Below are 17,697 nucleotides of genomic sequence, written 5' to 3'. Positions count from 1 at the left end.
GGTAGCCTGCGCGGGCCGCCGCCCGTTTCCGCTTCGCCCCAGGACCAGGATGCCCCCGACCGACGCTCCCACCCCGCGCCGCCGCGCCCTGGGCCGCGGCCCGGGAGCCCCCCGGCCGCAGGCCCCGCCCGCGGCGCCCCCCACGGCCCCGGCCGGCCCCCCGACCGACCCCCCCGCCCCCGAGCGGGCGGGCCCCGTCCGGACGGACGACGTCCCTGAGCGGGCCCCCGAGCGGGCGGGCACGACCACTGCGGGCTCCGTCCCGGCGGGCCCCCCGCCCGAGCCGGTGGGCCATGCCCCCGAGCGGGTGGGCACCACCCCGGCGGGCGCCCCGCCGGAGCCGGTGGGCGACGCCCCCGAGCGGGCCCCCGAGCCGGCGGGACCCCCACAGGGTCCCGCGGCCCTCGCACCGGGGAGCGGGAGCCGTCACAGCGCCGCCACCCCCTCCGGGGACGACCCTGCACGGCCTCACCCCGCCCCGGACGTCCCGGACGGGCGGTTCACCGTGCGGTTGCGGAACTTCGAGGGGCCGTTCGACCTGCTGCTGCAGCTGATCTCGAAGCACAAGCTGGACGTCACCGAGGTCGCCCTGTCCAAGGTCACCGACGAGTTCATGGCGCACATCCGGGCCATGGGGCCCGACTGGGACCTGGACCAGACGACGGAGTTCCTCGTCGTCGCGGCGACGCTGCTCGATCTCAAGGCCGCCCGGCTGCTGCCCGCCGCCGAGGTGGAGGACGAGGCGGACCTCGCGCTGCTGGAGGCGCGGGACCTGCTGTTCGCGCGGCTGCTGCAGTACCGCGCGTACAAGCAGGTCGCGGAGATCTTCAGCGCGCGGCTGGAGAGCGAAGGGCGCCGGTATCCCCGTACCGTCGGGCTGGAGCCGCACCACGCCGAGCTGCTGCCCGACGTCGTGATCAGCATCGGCGCCGAGGGGTTCGCCAAGCTGGCCGTCAAGGCCATGCAGCCCAGGGCCAAGCCGCAGGTGTACGTCGACCACATCCACGCCCCGCTGGTCAGCGTCCGCGAGCAGGCCGAGGTGGTGATCGCCCGGCTGAGGAAGCGGGGAGAGGTGAGCTTCCGGGAACTGGCCGAGGACGCCCCGGACACGCTCACCGTCGTCGCCCGGTTCCTCGCCCTGCTGGAGCTGTACCGGGAGAAGGCCGTCGCCCTGGACCAGGAGGACGCTTTCGGGGAGCTCACCGTGCGGTGGACGGGAGCGGACGGTGTCGCCGTGACGGACGAGTTCGACCAGGAGGAGACGTGATGGAGCTGAAGCCGGCCCTGGAGGCCGTCCTCATGGTCGTCGACGAGCCGGCCACCGAGGAGCACCTCGCCAAGGTGCTGGACCGCCCCCGCCGCGAGGTCGCCGACGCGCTGCGCGAGCTGGCCGACGAGTACGACGTACAAAAGCGAGGATTCGAGCTGCGGCTGGTCGCGGGGGGATGGCGGTTCTACACCCGGGCCGAGTACGCGGAGGCCGTGGAGAGCTTCGTACTCGACGGGCAGCAGGCCCGGCTCACCCAGGCCGCCCTGGAGACCCTCGCGGTCGTCGCGTACCGCCAGCCGGTGAGCCGGTCGAGGGTCTCGGCGGTACGCGGAGTGAACTGCGACGGCGTCATGCGCACCCTCCTCCAGCGGGGTCTCGTCGAGGAGGCGGGCACGGAACCCGAAACAGGTGCGATCCTGTACAGGACGACGAACTACTTCCTGGAGCGGATGGGCCTGCGTGGCCTGGACGAGCTCCCCGAGCTCGCGCCCTTCCTCCCCGAGGCGGACGCGATCGAGGCAGAGACGCAGGAAGGGCTCCCGTCGTTCGATCCAGACGACGACAAGACGGAACTTTGATGCGAAGCAGCAGCGGCAGGAACAGCAGCGGAAACAACGGCGGGAGCCGTGGTGGCAACAGCGGCGGCCGCGGCAGCAGCGGCGGCCGCGGCAATTACCGGGGTGCCGGTAACAGCCGCGACGACCGGAGCAAGGGCGCGAGCAACCCGCGCCGCCCCCGCCCCGAGGAGCGCAGCTACGACGTGGGCGGCACGTCGGAGGGCCCCAAGCGGGGGCGCGGCGCGGCGGCCCGCGGTGGCGCCAAGGGCGGCCCCCGCCAGTCGCCCCAGCGCGGCGGCGGCCGCACGACCCCGGCGCGTCCGCGTGAGCTGGACGCCCGGATCGAGGAGCGCAACCGAGAGCGGTACGCCAACAAGCCGCAGCTCAAGACCCCCAAGACGTTCGGGGACCAGGAGGGCGAGCGCCTGCAGAAGGTGCTGGCCAGGGCCGGTATGGGCTCGCGCCGTGCCTGCGAGGAGCTGATCGACGCCGGCCGGGTCGAGGTCAACGGCAAGATCGTGATCGAGCAGGGCACGCGCGTCGACCCCGAGCACGACGAGATCAAGGTCGACGGCCTGACCGTGGCCACCCAGTCGTACCTGTTCTTCGCGCTGAACAAGCCCGCCGGTGTCGTCTCGACGATGGAGGACCCGGACGGCCGCCAGTGCCTCGGCGACTACGTCACCAACCGTGAGACGCGGCTCTTCCACGTCGGACGGCTCGACACCGAGACCGAGGGCATCATCCTGCTCACCAACCACGGTGAGCTGGCCCACCGCCTCACGCACCCCAAGTACGGCGTGAAGAAGACCTACCTGGCCGCCATCACGGGCCCGCTCCCGCGCGAGGTGGGCAAGCGGCTCAAGGAGGGCATCCAGCTGGAGGACGGCTACGCCCGCGCCGACCACTTCCGGGTGGTCGAGCAGACCGGCAAGAACTACCTGGTCGAGGTGCAGCTCCACGAGGGCCGCAAGCACATCGTGCGCCGCATGCTCGCCGAGGCGGGCTTCCCGGTCGAGAAGCTGGTGCGGACCGCGTTCGGTCCGATCCAGCTCGGCGACCAGAAGTCGGGCTGGCTGCGCCGCCTGACGAACACCGAGGTCGGCATGCTGATGAAGGAAGTCGGGCTGTAACAGCCCGTATCGGTACGAAGGCCCGTGGCCCGCGGAAGGCCACGGGCTTTCGTGCTTGTGGGGCACCCTCGTCCGCCTTTATAGTCAAGGTGACTCTTAAGGAGGCGGCGTTGAGACTCCCCATCACCCTTGCCGCGTACGGCCGGTGGACCTGGACCCACGGGGGTGGACCAGGCTCCGGCGCCTGCGCGGTGGGGGTGATGCGGGTATGAGCGCGCAGCGCGAGCCGCGCCCCGACGGTTACGACCCGTACGCCTTCGAGCCGTTCGCCGTCACCGTCGACCTCGCCGTCTTCACCGTCCGCGAGGAGCGGCTCCACGTCCTGCTCGTCCAGCGCGGCCAGGAGCCCTACAAGGGCCGCTGGGCCCTCCCCGGGGGCTTCGTGCTGCCCCGCGAGTCCGCCGGGCAGGCCGCCCGCCGTGAGCTCGCCGAGGAGACCGGCCTGTCGGACGCCACCGTCGCCCACCTCCACCTGGAGCAGCTGCGCACCTACAGCGACCCCGACCGCGACCCCCGGATGCGGGTCGTCTCCGTCGCGTACACCGCCCTCGTACCGGACCTGCCGGAGCCCCGGGGCGGCGGCGACGCCGCGCACGCGCAGTGGCTGCCGTACGGCTCGTACGGGCGCCTCGCCTTCGACCACGACACGATCCTCGCCGACGCGCACGAGCGCGTGGGCGCCAAGCTCGAGTACACCTGCCTGGCCACCGCCTTCTGCCCGCCCGAGTTCACGCTCGGCGAGCTGCGGCAGGTGTACGAGACGGTGTGGGGCGTCGAACTCGACCGCCCCAACTTCCGGCGCAAGGTCCTCACCACACCCGGCTTCGTCCAGGCCGTGGAAGGACCGCCGCGCCTGACCGGCGGACGGGGGAAACCGGCCGCTCTGTACCGGGCGGGGCAGGCCACGGCCCTGCACCCGCCACTGCTGCGACCGGAAGGAAGGCAGGAATGATCACCGCCAGGACCACCACCAAGCAGGCGGCCACCGGCTCGCTCATCGGGCTCGCGCTCGGCGACGCGCTGGGCTTCCCGACCGAGTTCAACGACGTACCGTCCATCCTCGCCAAGTGCGGCCCCTGGCGGGAGATGGCCCTGCCGAAGCCCGCGATCGTCACCGACGACACCCAGATGACCCTCGCCGTCGCCCGTGCCGTACGGACCGCGCTCGCCCGCGGCGCGCTCTCCCCGCAGACGCTCACCCGCCCCCTGCGCGACGAGTTCGTCGCCTGGTACCACTCACCGGAGAACAACCGGGCACCCGGCCACACCTGCCTGGCCGCCTGCGAGAAGCTCGACGGCGAACGGCCCTGGCAGGAGGCCAGCCAGATCGGCTCCAAGGGGTGCGGCGCCAACATGCGGGTCGCCCCGATCGGGCTCGTACCGGGACTGAGCCAGGAACAGCGCGCCGGCGCCGCGCAGCTCCAGGCCGCCCTCACCCACGGCCACCCCACCGCGCTGGCCGCCTCCGACCTCACCGCCCAGGCGGTGTACCTGCTGTCGCGGGGCGCCGAGCCGCTCGGTCTGGTCGGGCAACTGCGCTCGTACGCGTACGAGAACCGCTCCCGCTACCACCAGCAGTGGCTCGGTGACCTGTGGACGTACTCCCATGACGCGGCTCCGGCGCAGTTCATCGAGCGTGGCTGGGACGAGTGCCTGGACGTCCTCAAGACCCTGGAGTCCGCGCTGCGCACGGCCGACCCGGAGACCGACCCGTGCCTGCTGACGGGCGAGGGCTGGATCGCCGAGGAGGCGCTCACAAGCGCGCTGCTCTGCTTCCTGCTCTTCCCCGAAGAGCCGCTCACCGCCATCCGCCGGGCCGCCTGCACCAAGGGTGACTCCGACTCCATCGCCTGCCTCGCCGGCGCCTTCGCGGGGGCCCATCTGGGCGCCGGGGCGTGGCCGAAGGAGTGGGCGGACCGCATCGAGTACGGAAGTGAGCTGCTGACGCTGGGGGCGCTCTGGGACGCTTAGGCCCATGACCGAACTCCTCGAGCTTCCCGACCTGGCCTCCGTCGTCGCCGAACAGCCCGACCGGCTGCTGTTCGCCACCGTCTCAGGCGCGCACCTGTACGGCTTCCCGTCCCGCGACTCGGACGTGGACGTGCGCGGGGTGCACCTGCTGCCGGTGGACGCGCTGATCGGGCTGCGCGAGCCCGAGGAGACCAGGTCCCGCATGTGGGAGCGGGACGGGGTCGAGATGGACCTGGTCACGCACGACCTGCGCAAGTTCGTACGGCTCATGCTGCGGCGCAACGGCTACGTACTCGAACAGCTGCTGTCCCCGTTGGTCGCCCACACCACCGACGCCCACGCGGAGCTGGCCGCCCTCGCACCCGGTGTGCTCACCACACACCACGCCCACCACTACCGTGGGTTCGCCGCCACCCAGTGGCGGCTGTTCGAGAAGAGCGGGGAACTCAAGCCGCTGCTCTACACCTTCCGGGTGCTGCTCACCGGCATCCACCTCATGCGTACGGGCGAGGTGGTGGCCCATCTCCCGACGCTGCTCGGGTCCGTGCCGGCGCCGGAGTACGTGGCCGAGCTCGTCGCGGCGAAGGCGGACGCCGAGCACGGGCCGGCCACGGGCGTGGACATGGAGCGGGTACGGGCGGACGTCGAGGCGCTGCACACCGTCCTCGACGAGGCGCAGGCGGCCTCCGCCCTACCGGACGCCCCCGCCCCCGCCGCGTACGACGCCCTGCACGACTTCGTCGTACGGGCCCGACTGGAGGGCTCGGAGGGCTGACGCCCGGCGCGTACGGAACAGGAAGTCCTCGACCGCCCGCCGGTCCGGCTGGGGCGGGAGCGGCGAGCGGGGAGCCGCCTCGTCGGCCTCGCCGACGAGGCGGGCCATCCACGACTCGACCTCCCGCCACGGCACCTCGCCCCGCTTGACCGCCAGCAGCCGGTCCCGGTCGTCGCCCACGTCGATCGTCAGCTCGCCCGTACGCAGCAGGTCGCGGCAGGACGCCAGCAGGCGCAGCAGGTGCATGACGTGCTTCCAGCGGGGCGCGCCGTGCTGCCGCACGTCCGCGTCGAGCTTCTTGCGCTGGGCGGTCGCGTACCGCGCGAAGGTCTCGTGGGCCTGGCGGGAGAGGAAGGCGCCGCGCAGCGCGAGCAGTTCACGGCCGGTGCCGTCGACGTACTCGACGAGCGGGGAGTGCAGGCACTCCAGGATGTTGGGGTTGGCGCGCAGGGCCAGCTCGCAGAACCGCTCCAGCTCCCAGCTGAACTGCTCGTCCGCCGGGCCCTCTATGTGCGTGGGCGGCTTGTCGAAACGCCACTGGAGCGGGGTGGGTGCGAGGAACACACCTCGGCGGTCGGTGTCGCTGCCGTCCGTGGCCAGCCCGAAGGCGCGCGACCCCATGACGCAGGAGTAGATCGTGTGGTCGCGCACCAGTTCGTCAGGGGTTGGCATGCGCCAGACATTACGTCAGGCGGATGCTGTCCCCCGTCACGGTGATCTGCTCGGCCGGCAGCGGCCTGGTCGCCGGGCCCCGCGCGACGGAGCCGTCCGCGATCCGGAACCGGCTGCCGTGACAGGCGCAGTTGATCGTGCCGTCCTCCACCGTGGCGACGACGCAGGCCTGGTGGGTGCAGACCGCGGAGAAGGCCTTGAACTCGCCCTCCTGGGGCTGGGTCACCACGACCTTGCGGTCCTTGAAGATCCGGCCTCCGCCGGCCGGGATGTCGGCCGTCCCGGCCAGCTCGGGCCCGGGGCTCGTGGCGGTGGCCGGCGGGGCGGCTCCGTTGTCGTCGCCGCAGCCCGCGACCAGCGCGGCGGTGACGGAGGCGGCGGCCGCGAGGACGGTACGACGGGGGGTGGGGGTCGTTGTCATGCGCCGCATCCTCGCGCCGTACGCCCCCGGGACGAAGCAACCGCGCTGCCGCTTACACCCAGGGGGCGAGCCCCGTGACGCGGCCGGCCGCGTCACGCCGGATCTCCCGCACGCCCACGACGGCGGCGCGGTCGACCGGACCGTACACATGCGGGAAGAGCCGGTCGCCCGAGCCCTCCCAGCGCACCTCCGCGGTCAGCAGGGCCTCGTCGAACATCAGCAGCAGCAACGGCCCCGGAACACTCCGGTAGTGGGCATCGGCGATGGCCAGGGCCGTGTCCTCGTCGGGGGAGCAGTGCACAAAACCCTCTGTGGCGAGGGAGGCCGGCCGGTAGGGCACCTCCGGGTCGGGGGCGGACCACTCGGCGGCGGGTGCGATGTGAAGCAGCATGCGGACAGTCTCGCCCGCCGTCTGCATGCCGGACACATCCGGCGCGGACGCCCACGCTGACTAGGCTGAACATCAGCACGCGCGCACGCGGCACAGGCGAAGGAGCAGGACGTGGCGGTACGAGCGGTCCGAGGGGCCGTCCAGCTGGAGCGGGACGACGCCGGGCACATGCGGGAGCAGGTCGGCGAGCTGCTCACCGCCGTACTGGAGCGCAACGGCCTGACGGCCGACGACCTGATCAGCGTCTGGTTCACCGCGACGCCCGACCTGCACAGCGAGTTCCCGGCCGTGGCGGCGCGCGAGCTCGGCATCGTGGACGTCCCGCTGATCTGCGCGCAGGAACTGGACGTCGCCGGTGCGATGCCGCGCGTCGTGCGCCTCCTCGCGCACGTCGAGACCGACCTCCCCAAGTCCGCCGTCGCGCACGTCTACCTCGGCGCCGCGGCCGCCCTCCGCAAGGACATCGCCCAGTGAGAACCGCCGTCGTCATCGGAACCGGACTGATCGGCACCTCGGCCGCCCTCGCGCTGGCCGGGCGTGGCATCAGCGTCCACCTCGTCGACCACGACCCCGCCCGGGCCCGTACCGCCGCCGCGCGGGGCGCGGGCACCGTGGAGCCGCCCGAGGGGCCGGTCGACCTCGCGATCGTCGCCGTACCGCCGGCGTACGTCGCCGCCACCCTCGCCGACGCGATGCGCGGCGGGATCGCCCGCGGCTACCTGGACGTGGCCAGCGTCAAGGGCGGACCCAAGCGGGAGCTGGAGGCGATGGGCCTCGACCTCTCCGCGTACATCGGTACGCACCCCATGTCCGGCAAGGAACGCTCGGGTCCGCTGGCCGCGACGGCCGACCTGTTCGAGGGCCGCCCGTGGGTGCTGACCCCGACCCGGGACACCGACACCGAGGTGCTCAACCTCGCCCTGGAGCTGGTGGCCCTGTGCCGGGCGGTCCCGGTCGTCATGGACGCCGACGCCCACGACCGGGCGGTCGCGCTGGTCTCGCACACCCCGCAGCTGGTGTCGTCGATGGTCGCCGCGCGGCTGGCGGACGCCGACGAGACGGCGGTACGGCTCTGCGGGCAGGGCATCCGCGACGTGACCCGCATCGCGGCCTCCGACCCCCGCATGTGGGTCGAGATTCTCTCGGCCAACCCCGGCCCGGTCGCGGACGTCCTCGCCGGGGTGGCCGCCGACCTGGACGAGACGGTCCGGGCGCTGCGGTCCCTCCAGTCCGCCGACGAGGACAAGCGCCGCGACGGCGCCACGGGCGTCGAGGACGTGCTGCGCCGCGGCAACGCGGGCCGCGCCCGCGTCCCCGGCAAGCACGGCGGCGGCCCGGTGGCGTACGAGACGGTCGCGGTCCTGCTCAGCGACCAGCCCGGCGAACTCGCCCGCATCTTCGCGGACGCCGGCCGGGCGGGTGTCAACGTCGAGGACGTCCGCATCGAACACGCCACGGGCCAGCAGGCGGGTCTCATCCAGCTGATGGTCGAGCCCGCCTCGGCCCCGGTCCTGGCGGCGGCCCTCCGGGAAAGGGGCTGGGCGCTGCGGCAGTAGGCCCGTCCCCGGGGTGTAGCCCGAACGGGTGCAAGGGGTGGGGCCCGCAGTCGGTAACCTTGTGCCGGGCCCCTTGGCAACCGGCCGGCCCGCACCCCGCGTACCAGGAAGGTGTCCGACACCGTGGAATCCGTGATCGTCGCCATCGACGGGCCCTCCGGCACGGGCAAGTCGAGCACCTCCAAGGCGGTCGCCGCCAAGCTGGGCCTCAGCTACCTGGACACCGGCGCGCAGTACCGGGCGATCACCTGGTGGATGATCACCAACGGCGTGGACGTCGACGACGCCGACGCCGTGGCCTCCGCCGCCGGCAAGCCCGCCATCGTGTCCGGCACCGACCCGTCCCACCCGACGATCACCGTCGACGGCGTGGACGCCTCCGGCCCCATCCGTACGCAGGAGGTCACCTCCAAGGTCAGCGCCGTCAGCGCCGTGCCCGAGGTACGCGCCCTGATCACCGACCTGCAGCGGTCCATCGCCGCGAGCGCCGAGCAGGGCATCGTCGTCGAGGGGCGGGACATCGGTACGACCGTCCTGCCCGACGCCGACCTGAAGATCTTCCTCACCGCCTCCCCCGAGGCCCGTGCCGCCCGCCGCTCCGGCGAGCTCAAGGGCACCGACGTCCACACCACCCGCGAGGCCCTCATCAAGCGGGACGCGGCCGACTCCAGCCGCAAGACGTCCCCGCTCGCCAAGGCGGACGACGCCGTCGAGGTCGACACCACCGACCTCACCCTCCAGCAGGTCATCGAGTGCGTCGTCACGCTCATCGAGGAGAAGCGGGCCGCCAAGTGACCCCAGTCTCGGAGAAGGGCGCCGCGGTCGGCCGGGGCATCGGTATCGGGCTGATGTACGGGCTGTGGAAGCCGCGCGTCCTCGGCGCCTGGCGGGTCCCGGCCTCCGGCCCCGTGATCTTCGCCGTCAACCACGCGCACAACCTCGACGGCCCCATGCTGATGGGCACCGCGCCCCGGCCCGTGCACTTCCTGATCAAGAAGGAGGCCTTCAAGGGGCCTCTCGGGCCGTTCCTGGAGGGCATCGGACAGCTGAAGGTGGACCGCGGCGTACCCGACCGCACCGCCATCACCGGCGCCCTGGACGTGCTGGCGAACGGCGGCGTGCTCGGCATCTTCCCGGAGGGTACGAGGGGCGAGGGCGACTTCGCCTCGCTGCGCGCCGGGCTCGCGTACTTCGCCGTACGCAGCGGCGCCCCCATCCTCCCGGTCGCCGTCCTGGGAAGCACCGAGCGCCGCGGACGGTTGATAAAGGCGCTGCCCCCGCTGCGCAGCCGCGTCGACGTCGTCTTCGGCGACGCCTTCGAGGCGGGGGACGGCTCCGGACGCCGCACCCGCACGGCGCTGGACGACGCCACCGTACGCATCCAGGAACGGCTCACCGCCCACCTGGAAAACGCCAGGCGCCTCACCGGGCGCTGAGCGAGACTTGAGTAGCGGATCAGTCGATCCGCCGATGATGAACGAGGAACGGACTTCATGAACGACCAGCACGACCACGGGGCACTCGGCGACACCGAGTACACGGAGTTCATGGAGCTCGCCGCCGAAGAGGGCTTCGACATCGAGGACGTCGAAGGCGCGATCGAGGAGGCCGGGCACGGCCCGCTGCCCGTCCTCGCCGTCGTCGGCCGGCCGAATGTCGGCAAGTCGACCCTGGTGAACCGCATCATCGGCCGCCGCGAGGCCGTCGTCGAGGACAAGCCCGGCGTCACCCGCGACCGTGTCACCTACGAGGCCGAGTGGGCCGGCCGCCGCTTCAAGGTCGTCGACACCGGCGGCTGGGAGCAGGACGTCCTCGGCATCGACGCCTCCGTCGCCGCCCAGGCCGAGTACGCCATCGAGGCCGCCGACGCCGTCGTCTTCGTGGTGGACGCCACCGTCGGCGCCACCGACACCGACGAGGCCGTCGTCAAGCTGCTGCGCCGGGCCGGCAAGCCCGTCGTCCTCGCCGCCAACAAGGTCGACGGCCCGTCCGCCGAGGCCGACGCCGCCATGCTCTGGTCGCTGGGCCTCGGCGAGCCGTTCCCGGTCTCCGCCCTGCACGGCCGTGGCACCGGCGACCTCCTCGACGAGGTGCTGAAGGCCCTGCCCGAGGCCCCGGAGCAGACCTTCGGCACCGCCGTCGGCGGCCCGCGCCGCATCGCGCTCATCGGCCGCCCCAACGTCGGCAAGTCGTCCCTGCTCAACAAGGTCGCGGGCGAGGAGCGTGTCGTCGTCAACGAGGTGGCCGGCACCACCCGCGACCCGGTCGACGAGCTCATCGAACTCGGCGGCACGACGTGGAAGTTCGTCGACACCGCCGGCATCCGCAAGAAGGTCCACCTCCAGGAGGGCGCGGACTACTACGCCTCGCTGCGTACCGCCGCCGCCGTCGAGAAGGCGGAGGTGGCCGTCGTCCTGATCGACACCACCGAGTCCATCTCCGTCCAGGACCAGCGGATCATCACCATGGCCGTCGAGGCGGGCCGCGCGCTCGTCATCGCGTACAACAAGTGGGACGAGCTCGACGAGGAGCGCCGCTACTACCTGGAGCGCGAGATCGAGACGGAGATGCAGCAGGTGGCCTGGGCCCCGCGCGTCAACGTCTCCGCCCGCACCGGCCGCCACATGGACCGGCTCGTCCCCGCCATCGAGACGGCGCTGGCCGGCTGGGAGACCCGTGTCCCCACCGGGCGGCTGAACGCCTTCCTCGGCGAGCTGGTCGCGGCCCATCCGCACCCCATCCGTGGCGGCAAGCAGCCGCGCATCCTGTTCGGTACGCAGGCGGGCACCAAGCCGCCGCGGTTCGTGCTGTTCGCGTCGGGCTTCCTGGAGCACGGCTACCGGCGGTTCGTCGAGCGCCGGCTGCGCGAGGAGTTCGGCTTCGAGGGCACCCCGATCCACATCTCGGTGCGGGTGCGGGAGAAGCGCGGCCGCAAGAAGTGACGCGCTCGTAGCGCATGACGACGGCGGGGCCGGAGCGAACGATTCGCTCCGGCCCCGCCGTCGTGTGCGGGTGGTCGCTCACAAACCTCTGCGGGGCGCCGGTGGCAGCGCCGCCGGGACGTGGTGATGGCCGGCGGGCCGGCGCATACCGACCTGCTGCCAGGCTCCCGTGTAGCCGCCGCTGTGCTGCGTCTGGTACGCACCGGTGCCGCCGCCCGACCCGAACGTCCCGAACCCCTTGAACCCGAGGTCCTCCTCGCCACTGCGGTCGCCGGGCAGCGTCCTGAACGACCTCAGGTACTCGGAGTACAGCGCGTCGTAGATCGGCGTGGCCGACTGGGTGGACTGGGTGGACAGTCCGTCCTGCGTCGAGCGCATGGCGGGAATCTGCTGGTACGGCTGGCGGGATGGCTCGTATGCGTGCACGTATGTGCCAACGACCCCGCCGCCCTTCGGATGCGGCCCCGCCCCGGAAAACGCCGGTCGCGCCGCCGCGGTGAGCGCCCCGGCGGACGGCCCCACAGCACCCGCCCGGGACGTCCCGCCGACCGCGACCCGGGCGGCGGCCGTCGCCGGGTCGGCTGCCGGGGGGACGGGTTCGGTGGCCGTGAGCGGGCGGCCCGCCGTCCACGGGGCGGCCGCCGGGCGCGGGTCGGCCGCCGTGCGCGGGGTGGCCGCCGGGGCTGCGGCGCCTGGCGCGATGGGGCCGGCGACCGTGGCCGGGCGGGCCGCCGTCCACGGGTCGGTGGCCGTGGACGGGGCGCCTGTCGTCTGGGGGGCGGCCGCCTTGAGGGGGTCGGCGGCCGTGGCCGGGCGGCCTGCCGGCGCCGGGTCGGCGGCCGTGGCGGCAGCCGACCAGGTCGCCATGGGCGGGGTGGCCGAGGTGGCGGGGGCGCCTGCGGGGGCTGCGGCGCCCGGAGCGATGGGGTCGGCGGCCGTGGCCGGGGCGGCCGCCGTCCACGGGGCGGCAGCCGACCACGGGACGGCCGCCCAGGGTGCCGGGACGGTCGGCGTCACGGGAGCGCCGACTCTCGTCGTCGGGGAGGCGGGCGTCATCGGGATGACCGGCGCGAACGGGGCGGCCGGGGGGTCGTAGTCGGGGCGTATGCCGGGGCGGGCGGCCGGGTCCTCCGGGGCCCGGCCTTCCATGGCCCTGGCGTGCATCAGGTACCGGCCAGCGGCATCGCCGCCGCCACCAGCCGACCGTTCGCCGCCGCCTTCTCCAGCGCGTCCCGCAGCAGGTCCTCGCGCGGCTGCTGGCCGATGCAGCCGACCGGGGCGGCGAAGACCAGCACCGTGTGCGACTTGTTCGCCGCGGCGCGCCAGCCCTCGGTGACCTGGAGCGGCTGGTGGGCCTGCCACCAGGCGACCGGGCTGCCCCCACCCGTACCGGGCTGGAGGATGGCGTGCAGCTGTCCCATGGCCAGCAGCACGGACCAGCCGGCGATCGGGCTCGGCTTCTGGTTCACGTCGCCGACCGGCAGGAAGCCCTGCTCGATCAGCAGCGGCAGGAACTCGTCGCCGCCGCCCGTCGAACCCGGGCGGGCGATGGGCGCGGTCGGCTCGACGACGAGAGCCGGGTGCAGCTCGTTGTCGATCAGTACCAGACCGCTGGTGACGCCCAGGACGGCCTGGTCACCGACGGCGACGGGGGCCACGGGCGTCGGCTGCGCCTCCGCCCCGGTGATGGACCGGACGGCGCCCTGGAGCTGCTCCTCGGCGACCGTGACGACCTGGGAGGGGATGCAGGTGGCGTGGGCGAAGGCGAGGACCGCGGTCTCCTCGCCGACGAACAGCACGGTGCTGGTGCGCTCCTGCTCGGAGTCGCCCGGGGTGCGGCAGGAGGTGCAGTCGTAGCTGCCCGGGGCGTTCTCGCCGGCGAGCAGCCGGTCGGCTTCCTCGTCGCCGATCTCGGCGCGTACGTCCTCGCTGACGTCGAGCATGCGGGGCACGGGTGGCTCCTCGGACTCGTTGCGTGCGATACCGGGCGGATCCCGGCTCGTCTCATGAAGAGTTCAACGGGCGATCCGGGGCCGGAGTCACGGGTTGCCTCGCGGCTCGGCGCGTCGGCCGACCGGGTGGGCCCCGGCCGCCGCCCCGCGCGCCGCGGCGTGGGGCGCCGTGACGCCCCCTAGCGTGGGCCGATGCCGAAGATCCGCTTGTGGCCGGCCGTGGCGCCGGCCGTGCTGCTGCTGGGGTGGGGAACGACGAGCGCGGTCGCCGCACCGGCCGTGCACACCGCCGCCGACTGCGCCGGCGACCAGTGGCCGTGGGGCTGCGTGGCGGAGTGCGAGAGCGGCGGCCGATGGGACCTCGACACCGGCAACGGCTACTACGGCGGACTGCAGTTCAAGCAGTCCACCTGGGAGGCGTACGGCGGTCTCACCTACGCCCCGCGCGCCGATCGGGCGACCCGCAAGCAGCAGATCACGGTCGCGGAGGAGGTGCTGCGCCTGCACGGCTGGGCGGCCTGGCCCACCTGCTCCAAGAAGTACGGGCTCTCCGGCCGTGTCCACACCGTCCAGCCGGGCGACATGCTGATCTCCGTGGCACGCCGCTTCAAGGTGCCGGGCGGCTGGAAGGCCCTGTACAAGGCCAACGAGAAGGTCATCGGTGCGGACCCGAACCGGATCCGGCCGGGAATGATGCTGTCCCTTCCGGGGCTCAAGCCCGCCCCGAAGAGCGCCGGCGGTAAGTGAACTCGGCCGGCTCGCCGCTGAAGGACAGGACTCCCCGGCGCAGTTCGTGGGCCAGCGTTCCGGGCGGGAGACCGGCCGGCGGGCGCTGTTCCGCCACTACGACCGCCGCGCCGCGGTCGCACAGGCCGCACAGCAGGCGGTAGGTACGGGCGGCGACGGCGGGCGACATGCCGAGGGCCGGCTCGTCGACGAGGACGACACGCGCGGGCGTGAGCAGGGCCCGGGAGAGCGCGAGCATCCGCTGCTCGCCGCCGGACAGGGTGCCGGCGCGGCGGGGGAGGAGCGGGCGGAGCTCGGGGTAGGCGTCGAGGGCGGGGGCGAAGTGCCGGGCCGGGGCGCCCAGTTCGAGGTTCTCGGCGACCGTGAGCGTGGCGTAGACGGCACGCCGGTCCGGTACGAAGCACAGGCCGCGGCGCGCCCGGCGGTGGGCGTGCAGCCGGGTCACGTCATCGCCCCGCCACAGGACGCGCCCGCCGCTCAGCGGCACCGTCCCGGCGAGGGCGCGCAGCACGGTCGTACGCCCGGAGCCGTTGCGGCCGAGCAGTACGGTGATGGTGGCGGGCGGGACGGGCAGGTCGATGCCGTGCAGGGCCTCCAGGGGGCCGTAGCGGACGCGGGCGGCGCGCAGCGCGATCTCGACGCTCATGACACGAGCCTCCCCGCCTCCATGACGTGCACGGTGTGCGCGATGTCCGCTACCAGGTCGAGGTCGTGCTCGACGACGAACACGGCCGTCCCCTCCGCCGCGAGGGCCTTCAGTACGCGGGCGAGGGCGGCGGTCTCGTCGGCGTCCAGGCCGGCGGCGGGCTCGTCGAGCAGCAGCGTGTGCGGCTGCCCCGCGACGGCGCGGGCGACCTCGACGCGGCGGAGGGCGCCCGTGGACAGCCCGGCGGCCGGCAGGTGGCGGGCGCCGGTCAGGCCGAGGAGGCGGAGGGCCTGCTCGACGGCGTACGGATCGCCGCGTACGTGGCCCTGCTCGGCGCCGATGCGTACGTTCTCCTCGACGGTCAGGGACGGGAAGACCGCCAGCTCCTGGAACGTCCGGGCGATCCCGAGCCGGGTGCGGGCGTGCGCGGGGCGCGCGGTGATGTCGCTCCCGTTGAGGCGGATGAGGCCGGAGGTGGGGCGCGTGGTGCCGGCCAGGCAGTGGAACAGGCTGCTCTTGCCGGCGCCGTTGGGCCCGACGAGAGCGGTGACCCTGCCCGGCTCGACGACGAGGTCGACGCGGTCGAGGGCGGTGAACCCGCCGTAGCGGAGGCCGAGGCGCTGGGCCTGGAGGCCGCGGGCGGGTGCGGGCTCGCCTCGGGCGGGTGCGGCGGGTGCGGCGGGTGCGGCGGGGCGCGGTGCGGGGGCGGCCGGGGGCCGGTGGGGGTGCGCCCGGCCGCCGGCCGGGCTCGTGTCCTCACCTGCACCACCCGTGCGGGTGAGACGGTCGGGTGCGGGTCTTCCCGTGGGTGGCCGGGCGCCGTCGGCGGGCACGGGGGCGGGGGAGCCTGGTGCGGCCGGGGCGGGGCCACGCGCGCGTGGGTGTCCGGCGGACGGGAGCAGCGACGTCAGTGGCGGCACGCGGGCGGTGAAGGCGGCCAGGAGGCCGATCACCGCCGCCGCCGCGCCGCCGCGGGCGCCGGCGTCGAGGCCGACCAGGAGGACCGCCGCGGCCAGGGGGGACAGGAGGCTGTCGGCGCCGAGGACCAGGACGGCGGCGAACCACAGCAGGCCGCGCACCGCGTCGTACGCCGCCGGGTCGAAGGCCTGGACGCCCATGCCCAGCAGGCCGCCGCCGAGCGCCGCCAGGGCCGCGCCCGCCACGAAGGCGAGGACCTTCAGGGCGGGGACCGGCACGCCCGCCGCCTCCGCGCCCGCCTCGTGGTCGCGCAGCGCGGCCAGCGCCCTGCCCGTGCGGCCCCGGCGCAGCGCGGCGACGCACAGCAGCGCGCACGCCAGGACCGCGAGCTCCACGGTGTAGTACGCGCGGTCCGACACCAGGCCCGCCGGGCGCTCCAGGGACAGCCCCGCCGTCGCGTACGGCTGCGCGAACACGAACCGGCTCACCGCCACCCCCACCGCGAGCGTCGCCAGCGCCAGGGCCAGCCCGTGGCGGCGGATCGCCGGCCAGCCGGTGAGCAGCCCGAGCGGGGCGACCAGCACGGCGGCCACCAGGAGGGCGGTGAGTTCCGGGAGGCGGGGCAGGCCCGGGAAGCGGCCCGCCGCCAGCAGCGCCGTGAACAGGGCGCCCAGGCCCGCGTACGCCGCCTGGCCCAGTGAGATCTGACCGCCCCGGCCGGTGACCACGACCAGGGACAGCAGGACGACGGCGAGCGCCGGGACCTGGACCGCCGTCTGGAGGTCGCCCCCGGCGAAGCCGAGCGGCAGCAGGAACAGCACCCCCGTCGCCACCCACACCCCCGGCGGGACGCGGGCGCCCGCCGTCGACGTACGCGGCAGGGCGTCCCGCGCCCCCACGCCCGGCAGTACCAGCGCGGCGACCAGCAGGGCGACGACGAACAGGTTCGTGGCGACCGCCTGGACCAGCGGGCCCGACCAGCCCACCGGGTGGAACCGGGTCAGCTGCGCCTGGGCGACCCCGATGACCAGCGCCGTCGCCACCGCCACCGGCAGGCTCCGCATCCGGGCCACCACCGCCACCGCGATCACCTCGACGACCAGCAGCGGCAGGCCGTACGGATCGAGGCGTACGTACGGCGCCAGCAGCACGCCCGTCAGCCCCGCCGTGAACGATCCGAACGCCCACCCCACCGCCGACACCCGGTCCGCGTCGATCCCGCCCAGCACCGCCAGCGCCCGGTTGTCCACCACCGCCCGCAGCTCACGCCCCAGCCGCGTCCAGCGCGTCACCGCCCCCACCGCGCCGCCCACCAGCACCACCGCGCCCAGCTGCACCCACGGGTCGTCGCCCAGCAGCACCGGCGCGTCCGCCCGGGCCCCGCCGCCCCACACCAGCGCCGCGCCCCCGACGAGCAGCACGAACACGCCGATCGACGCCACCAGCGTCCGCGCCGGGTCCAGGTCGAGCACCGCCGCCGGCCGGAACACCGCCCGGTCCAGCGCCAGCCCGATACCGGGCGCCACCACCAGCAGCGTCACGCACGCGGCGAGCGCAAGCGGCCAGCCCCACTCCACGACCAGGTGCCGCAGCACGTACGCGCAGACCATCGCGATGGCGCCGTGCGCGAGGTTCAGCACGCCCGTCGCCCGGTAGGTGACGATCAGTCCGATCCCGGTCAGGGCGGCCGCGCTGCCCACCGCCAGGCCCGCCAGGACGAGTTCGTACGTCAGTGAGGACACCGGC

Annotated in this window: 19 protein-coding genes; 12 read left to right on the top strand and 7 right to left on the bottom strand. The window is 74.1% G+C overall.

The window, feature by feature from the left end; genetic code table 11:
* Window positions 1-49: 49 nt before the first annotated feature.
* The 6 genes from AMK26_RS30625 (at window position 50) to AMK26_RS30600 (ending at window position 5,706) form a co-directional block, all read left to right on the top strand.
* Window positions 50-1,267 carry a segregation and condensation protein A gene (locus AMK26_RS30625; protein ID WP_073758585.1) on the top strand — a complete coding sequence of 406 codons (1,218 nt, stop codon included), beginning with the start codon at window positions 50-52 and terminating at the stop codon, window positions 1,265-1,267.
* Window positions 1,267-1,848, top strand: coding sequence for an SMC-Scp complex subunit ScpB (scpB, locus tag AMK26_RS30620; protein WP_073758583.1), 582 nt, complete (start codon window positions 1,267-1,269; stop codon window positions 1,846-1,848). Before AMK26_RS30625 ends, scpB begins: the two co-directional genes overlap by 1 nt.
* On the top strand, window positions 1,848-2,960 hold the full coding sequence (locus tag AMK26_RS30615) for a pseudouridine synthase (RefSeq protein WP_073758581.1): 1,113 nt from the start codon (window positions 1,848-1,850) through the stop codon (window positions 2,958-2,960). The genes scpB and AMK26_RS30615 overlap by 1 nt, the downstream gene beginning before the upstream one ends.
* A gap of 208 nt (window positions 2,961-3,168) precedes the next feature.
* Window positions 3,169-3,912, top strand: coding sequence for an NUDIX hydrolase (locus AMK26_RS30610; RefSeq protein ID WP_073758579.1), 744 nt, complete (start codon window positions 3,169-3,171; stop codon window positions 3,910-3,912).
* Complete coding sequence (locus AMK26_RS30605; protein ID WP_073758577.1) at window positions 3,909-4,931, top strand: ADP-ribosylglycohydrolase family protein; 1,023 nt, start codon at window positions 3,909-3,911, stop codon at window positions 4,929-4,931. Before AMK26_RS30610 ends, AMK26_RS30605 begins: the two co-directional genes overlap by 4 nt.
* 4 nt (window positions 4,932-4,935) lie before the next feature.
* A complete protein-coding gene (locus tag AMK26_RS30600; RefSeq protein ID WP_073758575.1) occupies window positions 4,936-5,706 on the top strand; it encodes a nucleotidyltransferase domain-containing protein in 771 nt (256 codons plus the stop codon).
* Here AMK26_RS30600 and AMK26_RS30595 read toward each other — a convergent pair.
* The 3 genes from AMK26_RS30595 to AMK26_RS30585 are packed head-to-tail and all read right to left on the bottom strand — an operon-like array spanning window position 5,623 to window position 7,190.
* The gene (locus tag AMK26_RS30595; RefSeq protein ID WP_073758573.1) at window positions 5,623-6,378 is read right to left on the bottom strand and encodes a nucleotidyltransferase domain-containing protein; all 756 of its coding nucleotides are present in this window, start codon (window positions 6,376-6,378) and stop codon (window positions 5,623-5,625) included. The genes AMK26_RS30600 and AMK26_RS30595 overlap by 84 nt on opposite strands.
* Window positions 6,379-6,388: 10 nt before the next feature.
* Window positions 6,389-6,799 carry a Rieske (2Fe-2S) protein gene (locus AMK26_RS30590; RefSeq protein WP_073758571.1) on the bottom strand — a complete coding sequence of 137 codons (411 nt, stop codon included), beginning with the start codon at window positions 6,797-6,799 and terminating at the stop codon, window positions 6,389-6,391.
* A gap of 52 nt (window positions 6,800-6,851) precedes the next feature.
* Complete coding sequence (locus tag AMK26_RS30585) at window positions 6,852-7,190, bottom strand: DUF952 domain-containing protein (protein WP_073758702.1); 339 nt, start codon at window positions 7,188-7,190, stop codon at window positions 6,852-6,854.
* Between the two features lie 111 nt (window positions 7,191-7,301).
* Between AMK26_RS30585 and aroH the strand changes: the two genes are divergently transcribed.
* The 5 genes from aroH (at window position 7,302) to der (ending at window position 11,688) form a co-directional block, all read left to right on the top strand.
* Window positions 7,302-7,664, top strand: a complete 363-nt coding sequence (gene aroH / locus AMK26_RS30580; RefSeq protein ID WP_073758569.1) for a chorismate mutase — start codon at window positions 7,302-7,304, stop codon at window positions 7,662-7,664.
* Window positions 7,661-8,746, top strand: a complete 1,086-nt coding sequence (locus AMK26_RS30575) for a prephenate dehydrogenase (protein ID WP_073758567.1) — start codon at window positions 7,661-7,663, stop codon at window positions 8,744-8,746. The genes aroH and AMK26_RS30575 overlap by 4 nt, the downstream gene beginning before the upstream one ends.
* Window positions 8,747-8,878: 132 nt before the next feature.
* Window positions 8,879-9,541 carry a (d)CMP kinase gene (gene cmk, locus AMK26_RS30570; protein ID WP_073758700.1) on the top strand — a complete coding sequence of 221 codons (663 nt, stop codon included), beginning with the start codon at window positions 8,879-8,881 and terminating at the stop codon, window positions 9,539-9,541.
* Window positions 9,499-10,182 carry a lysophospholipid acyltransferase family protein gene (locus AMK26_RS30565; protein WP_073758565.1) on the top strand — a complete coding sequence of 228 codons (684 nt, stop codon included), beginning with the start codon at window positions 9,499-9,501 and terminating at the stop codon, window positions 10,180-10,182. The genes cmk and AMK26_RS30565 overlap by 43 nt, the downstream gene beginning before the upstream one ends.
* A gap of 57 nt (window positions 10,183-10,239) precedes the next feature.
* Window positions 10,240-11,688, top strand: coding sequence for a ribosome biogenesis GTPase Der (der, locus tag AMK26_RS30560; RefSeq protein ID WP_073758563.1), 1,449 nt, complete (start codon window positions 10,240-10,242; stop codon window positions 11,686-11,688).
* Window positions 11,689-11,766: 78 nt separating this feature from the next.
* Here the strand turns inward: der and AMK26_RS38620 are convergent, their stop codons facing one another.
* Both AMK26_RS38620 and AMK26_RS30545 read right to left on the bottom strand, forming a co-directional pair.
* Complete coding sequence (locus AMK26_RS38620) at window positions 11,767-12,837, bottom strand: hypothetical protein (RefSeq protein ID WP_338015607.1); 1,071 nt, start codon at window positions 12,835-12,837, stop codon at window positions 11,767-11,769.
* A 14-nt stretch (window positions 12,838-12,851) separates the two neighbouring features.
* Window positions 12,852-13,640, bottom strand: a complete 789-nt coding sequence (locus AMK26_RS30545) for a hypothetical protein (RefSeq protein WP_073758559.1) — start codon at window positions 13,638-13,640, stop codon at window positions 12,852-12,854.
* A 192-nt stretch (window positions 13,641-13,832) separates the two neighbouring features.
* On the opposite strand from AMK26_RS30545, the gene AMK26_RS38445 reads away from it, so the two are divergent.
* Window positions 13,833-14,387, top strand: a complete 555-nt coding sequence (locus AMK26_RS38445) for a LysM peptidoglycan-binding domain-containing protein (RefSeq protein WP_073758557.1) — start codon at window positions 13,833-13,835, stop codon at window positions 14,385-14,387.
* Here AMK26_RS38445 and AMK26_RS30535 read toward each other — a convergent pair.
* Both AMK26_RS30535 and AMK26_RS30530 read right to left on the bottom strand, forming a co-directional pair.
* Window positions 14,353-15,033 carry an ATP-binding cassette domain-containing protein gene (locus AMK26_RS30535; protein WP_073758555.1) on the bottom strand — a complete coding sequence of 227 codons (681 nt, stop codon included), beginning with the start codon at window positions 15,031-15,033 and terminating at the stop codon, window positions 14,353-14,355. The two genes, AMK26_RS38445 and AMK26_RS30535, sit on opposite strands and share 35 nt — an antisense overlap.
* Window positions 15,030-17,693 (bottom strand): ABC transporter permease subunit, encoded by a 2,664-nt coding sequence (locus AMK26_RS30530; protein ID WP_073758553.1) that lies wholly within the window; start codon window positions 17,691-17,693, stop codon window positions 15,030-15,032. The genes AMK26_RS30535 and AMK26_RS30530 overlap by 4 nt, the downstream gene beginning before the upstream one ends.
* Window positions 17,694-17,697: the final 4 nt, after the last annotated feature.

Origin of the sequence: Streptomyces sp. CB03234, assembly GCF_001905885.1 — a bacterium.
Lineage (GTDB): Bacteria > Actinomycetota > Actinomycetes > Streptomycetales > Streptomycetaceae > Streptomyces.
Note: the sequence above shows the minus strand (reverse complement) of the source record. Positions and strands in the feature narration are given on the sequence as shown.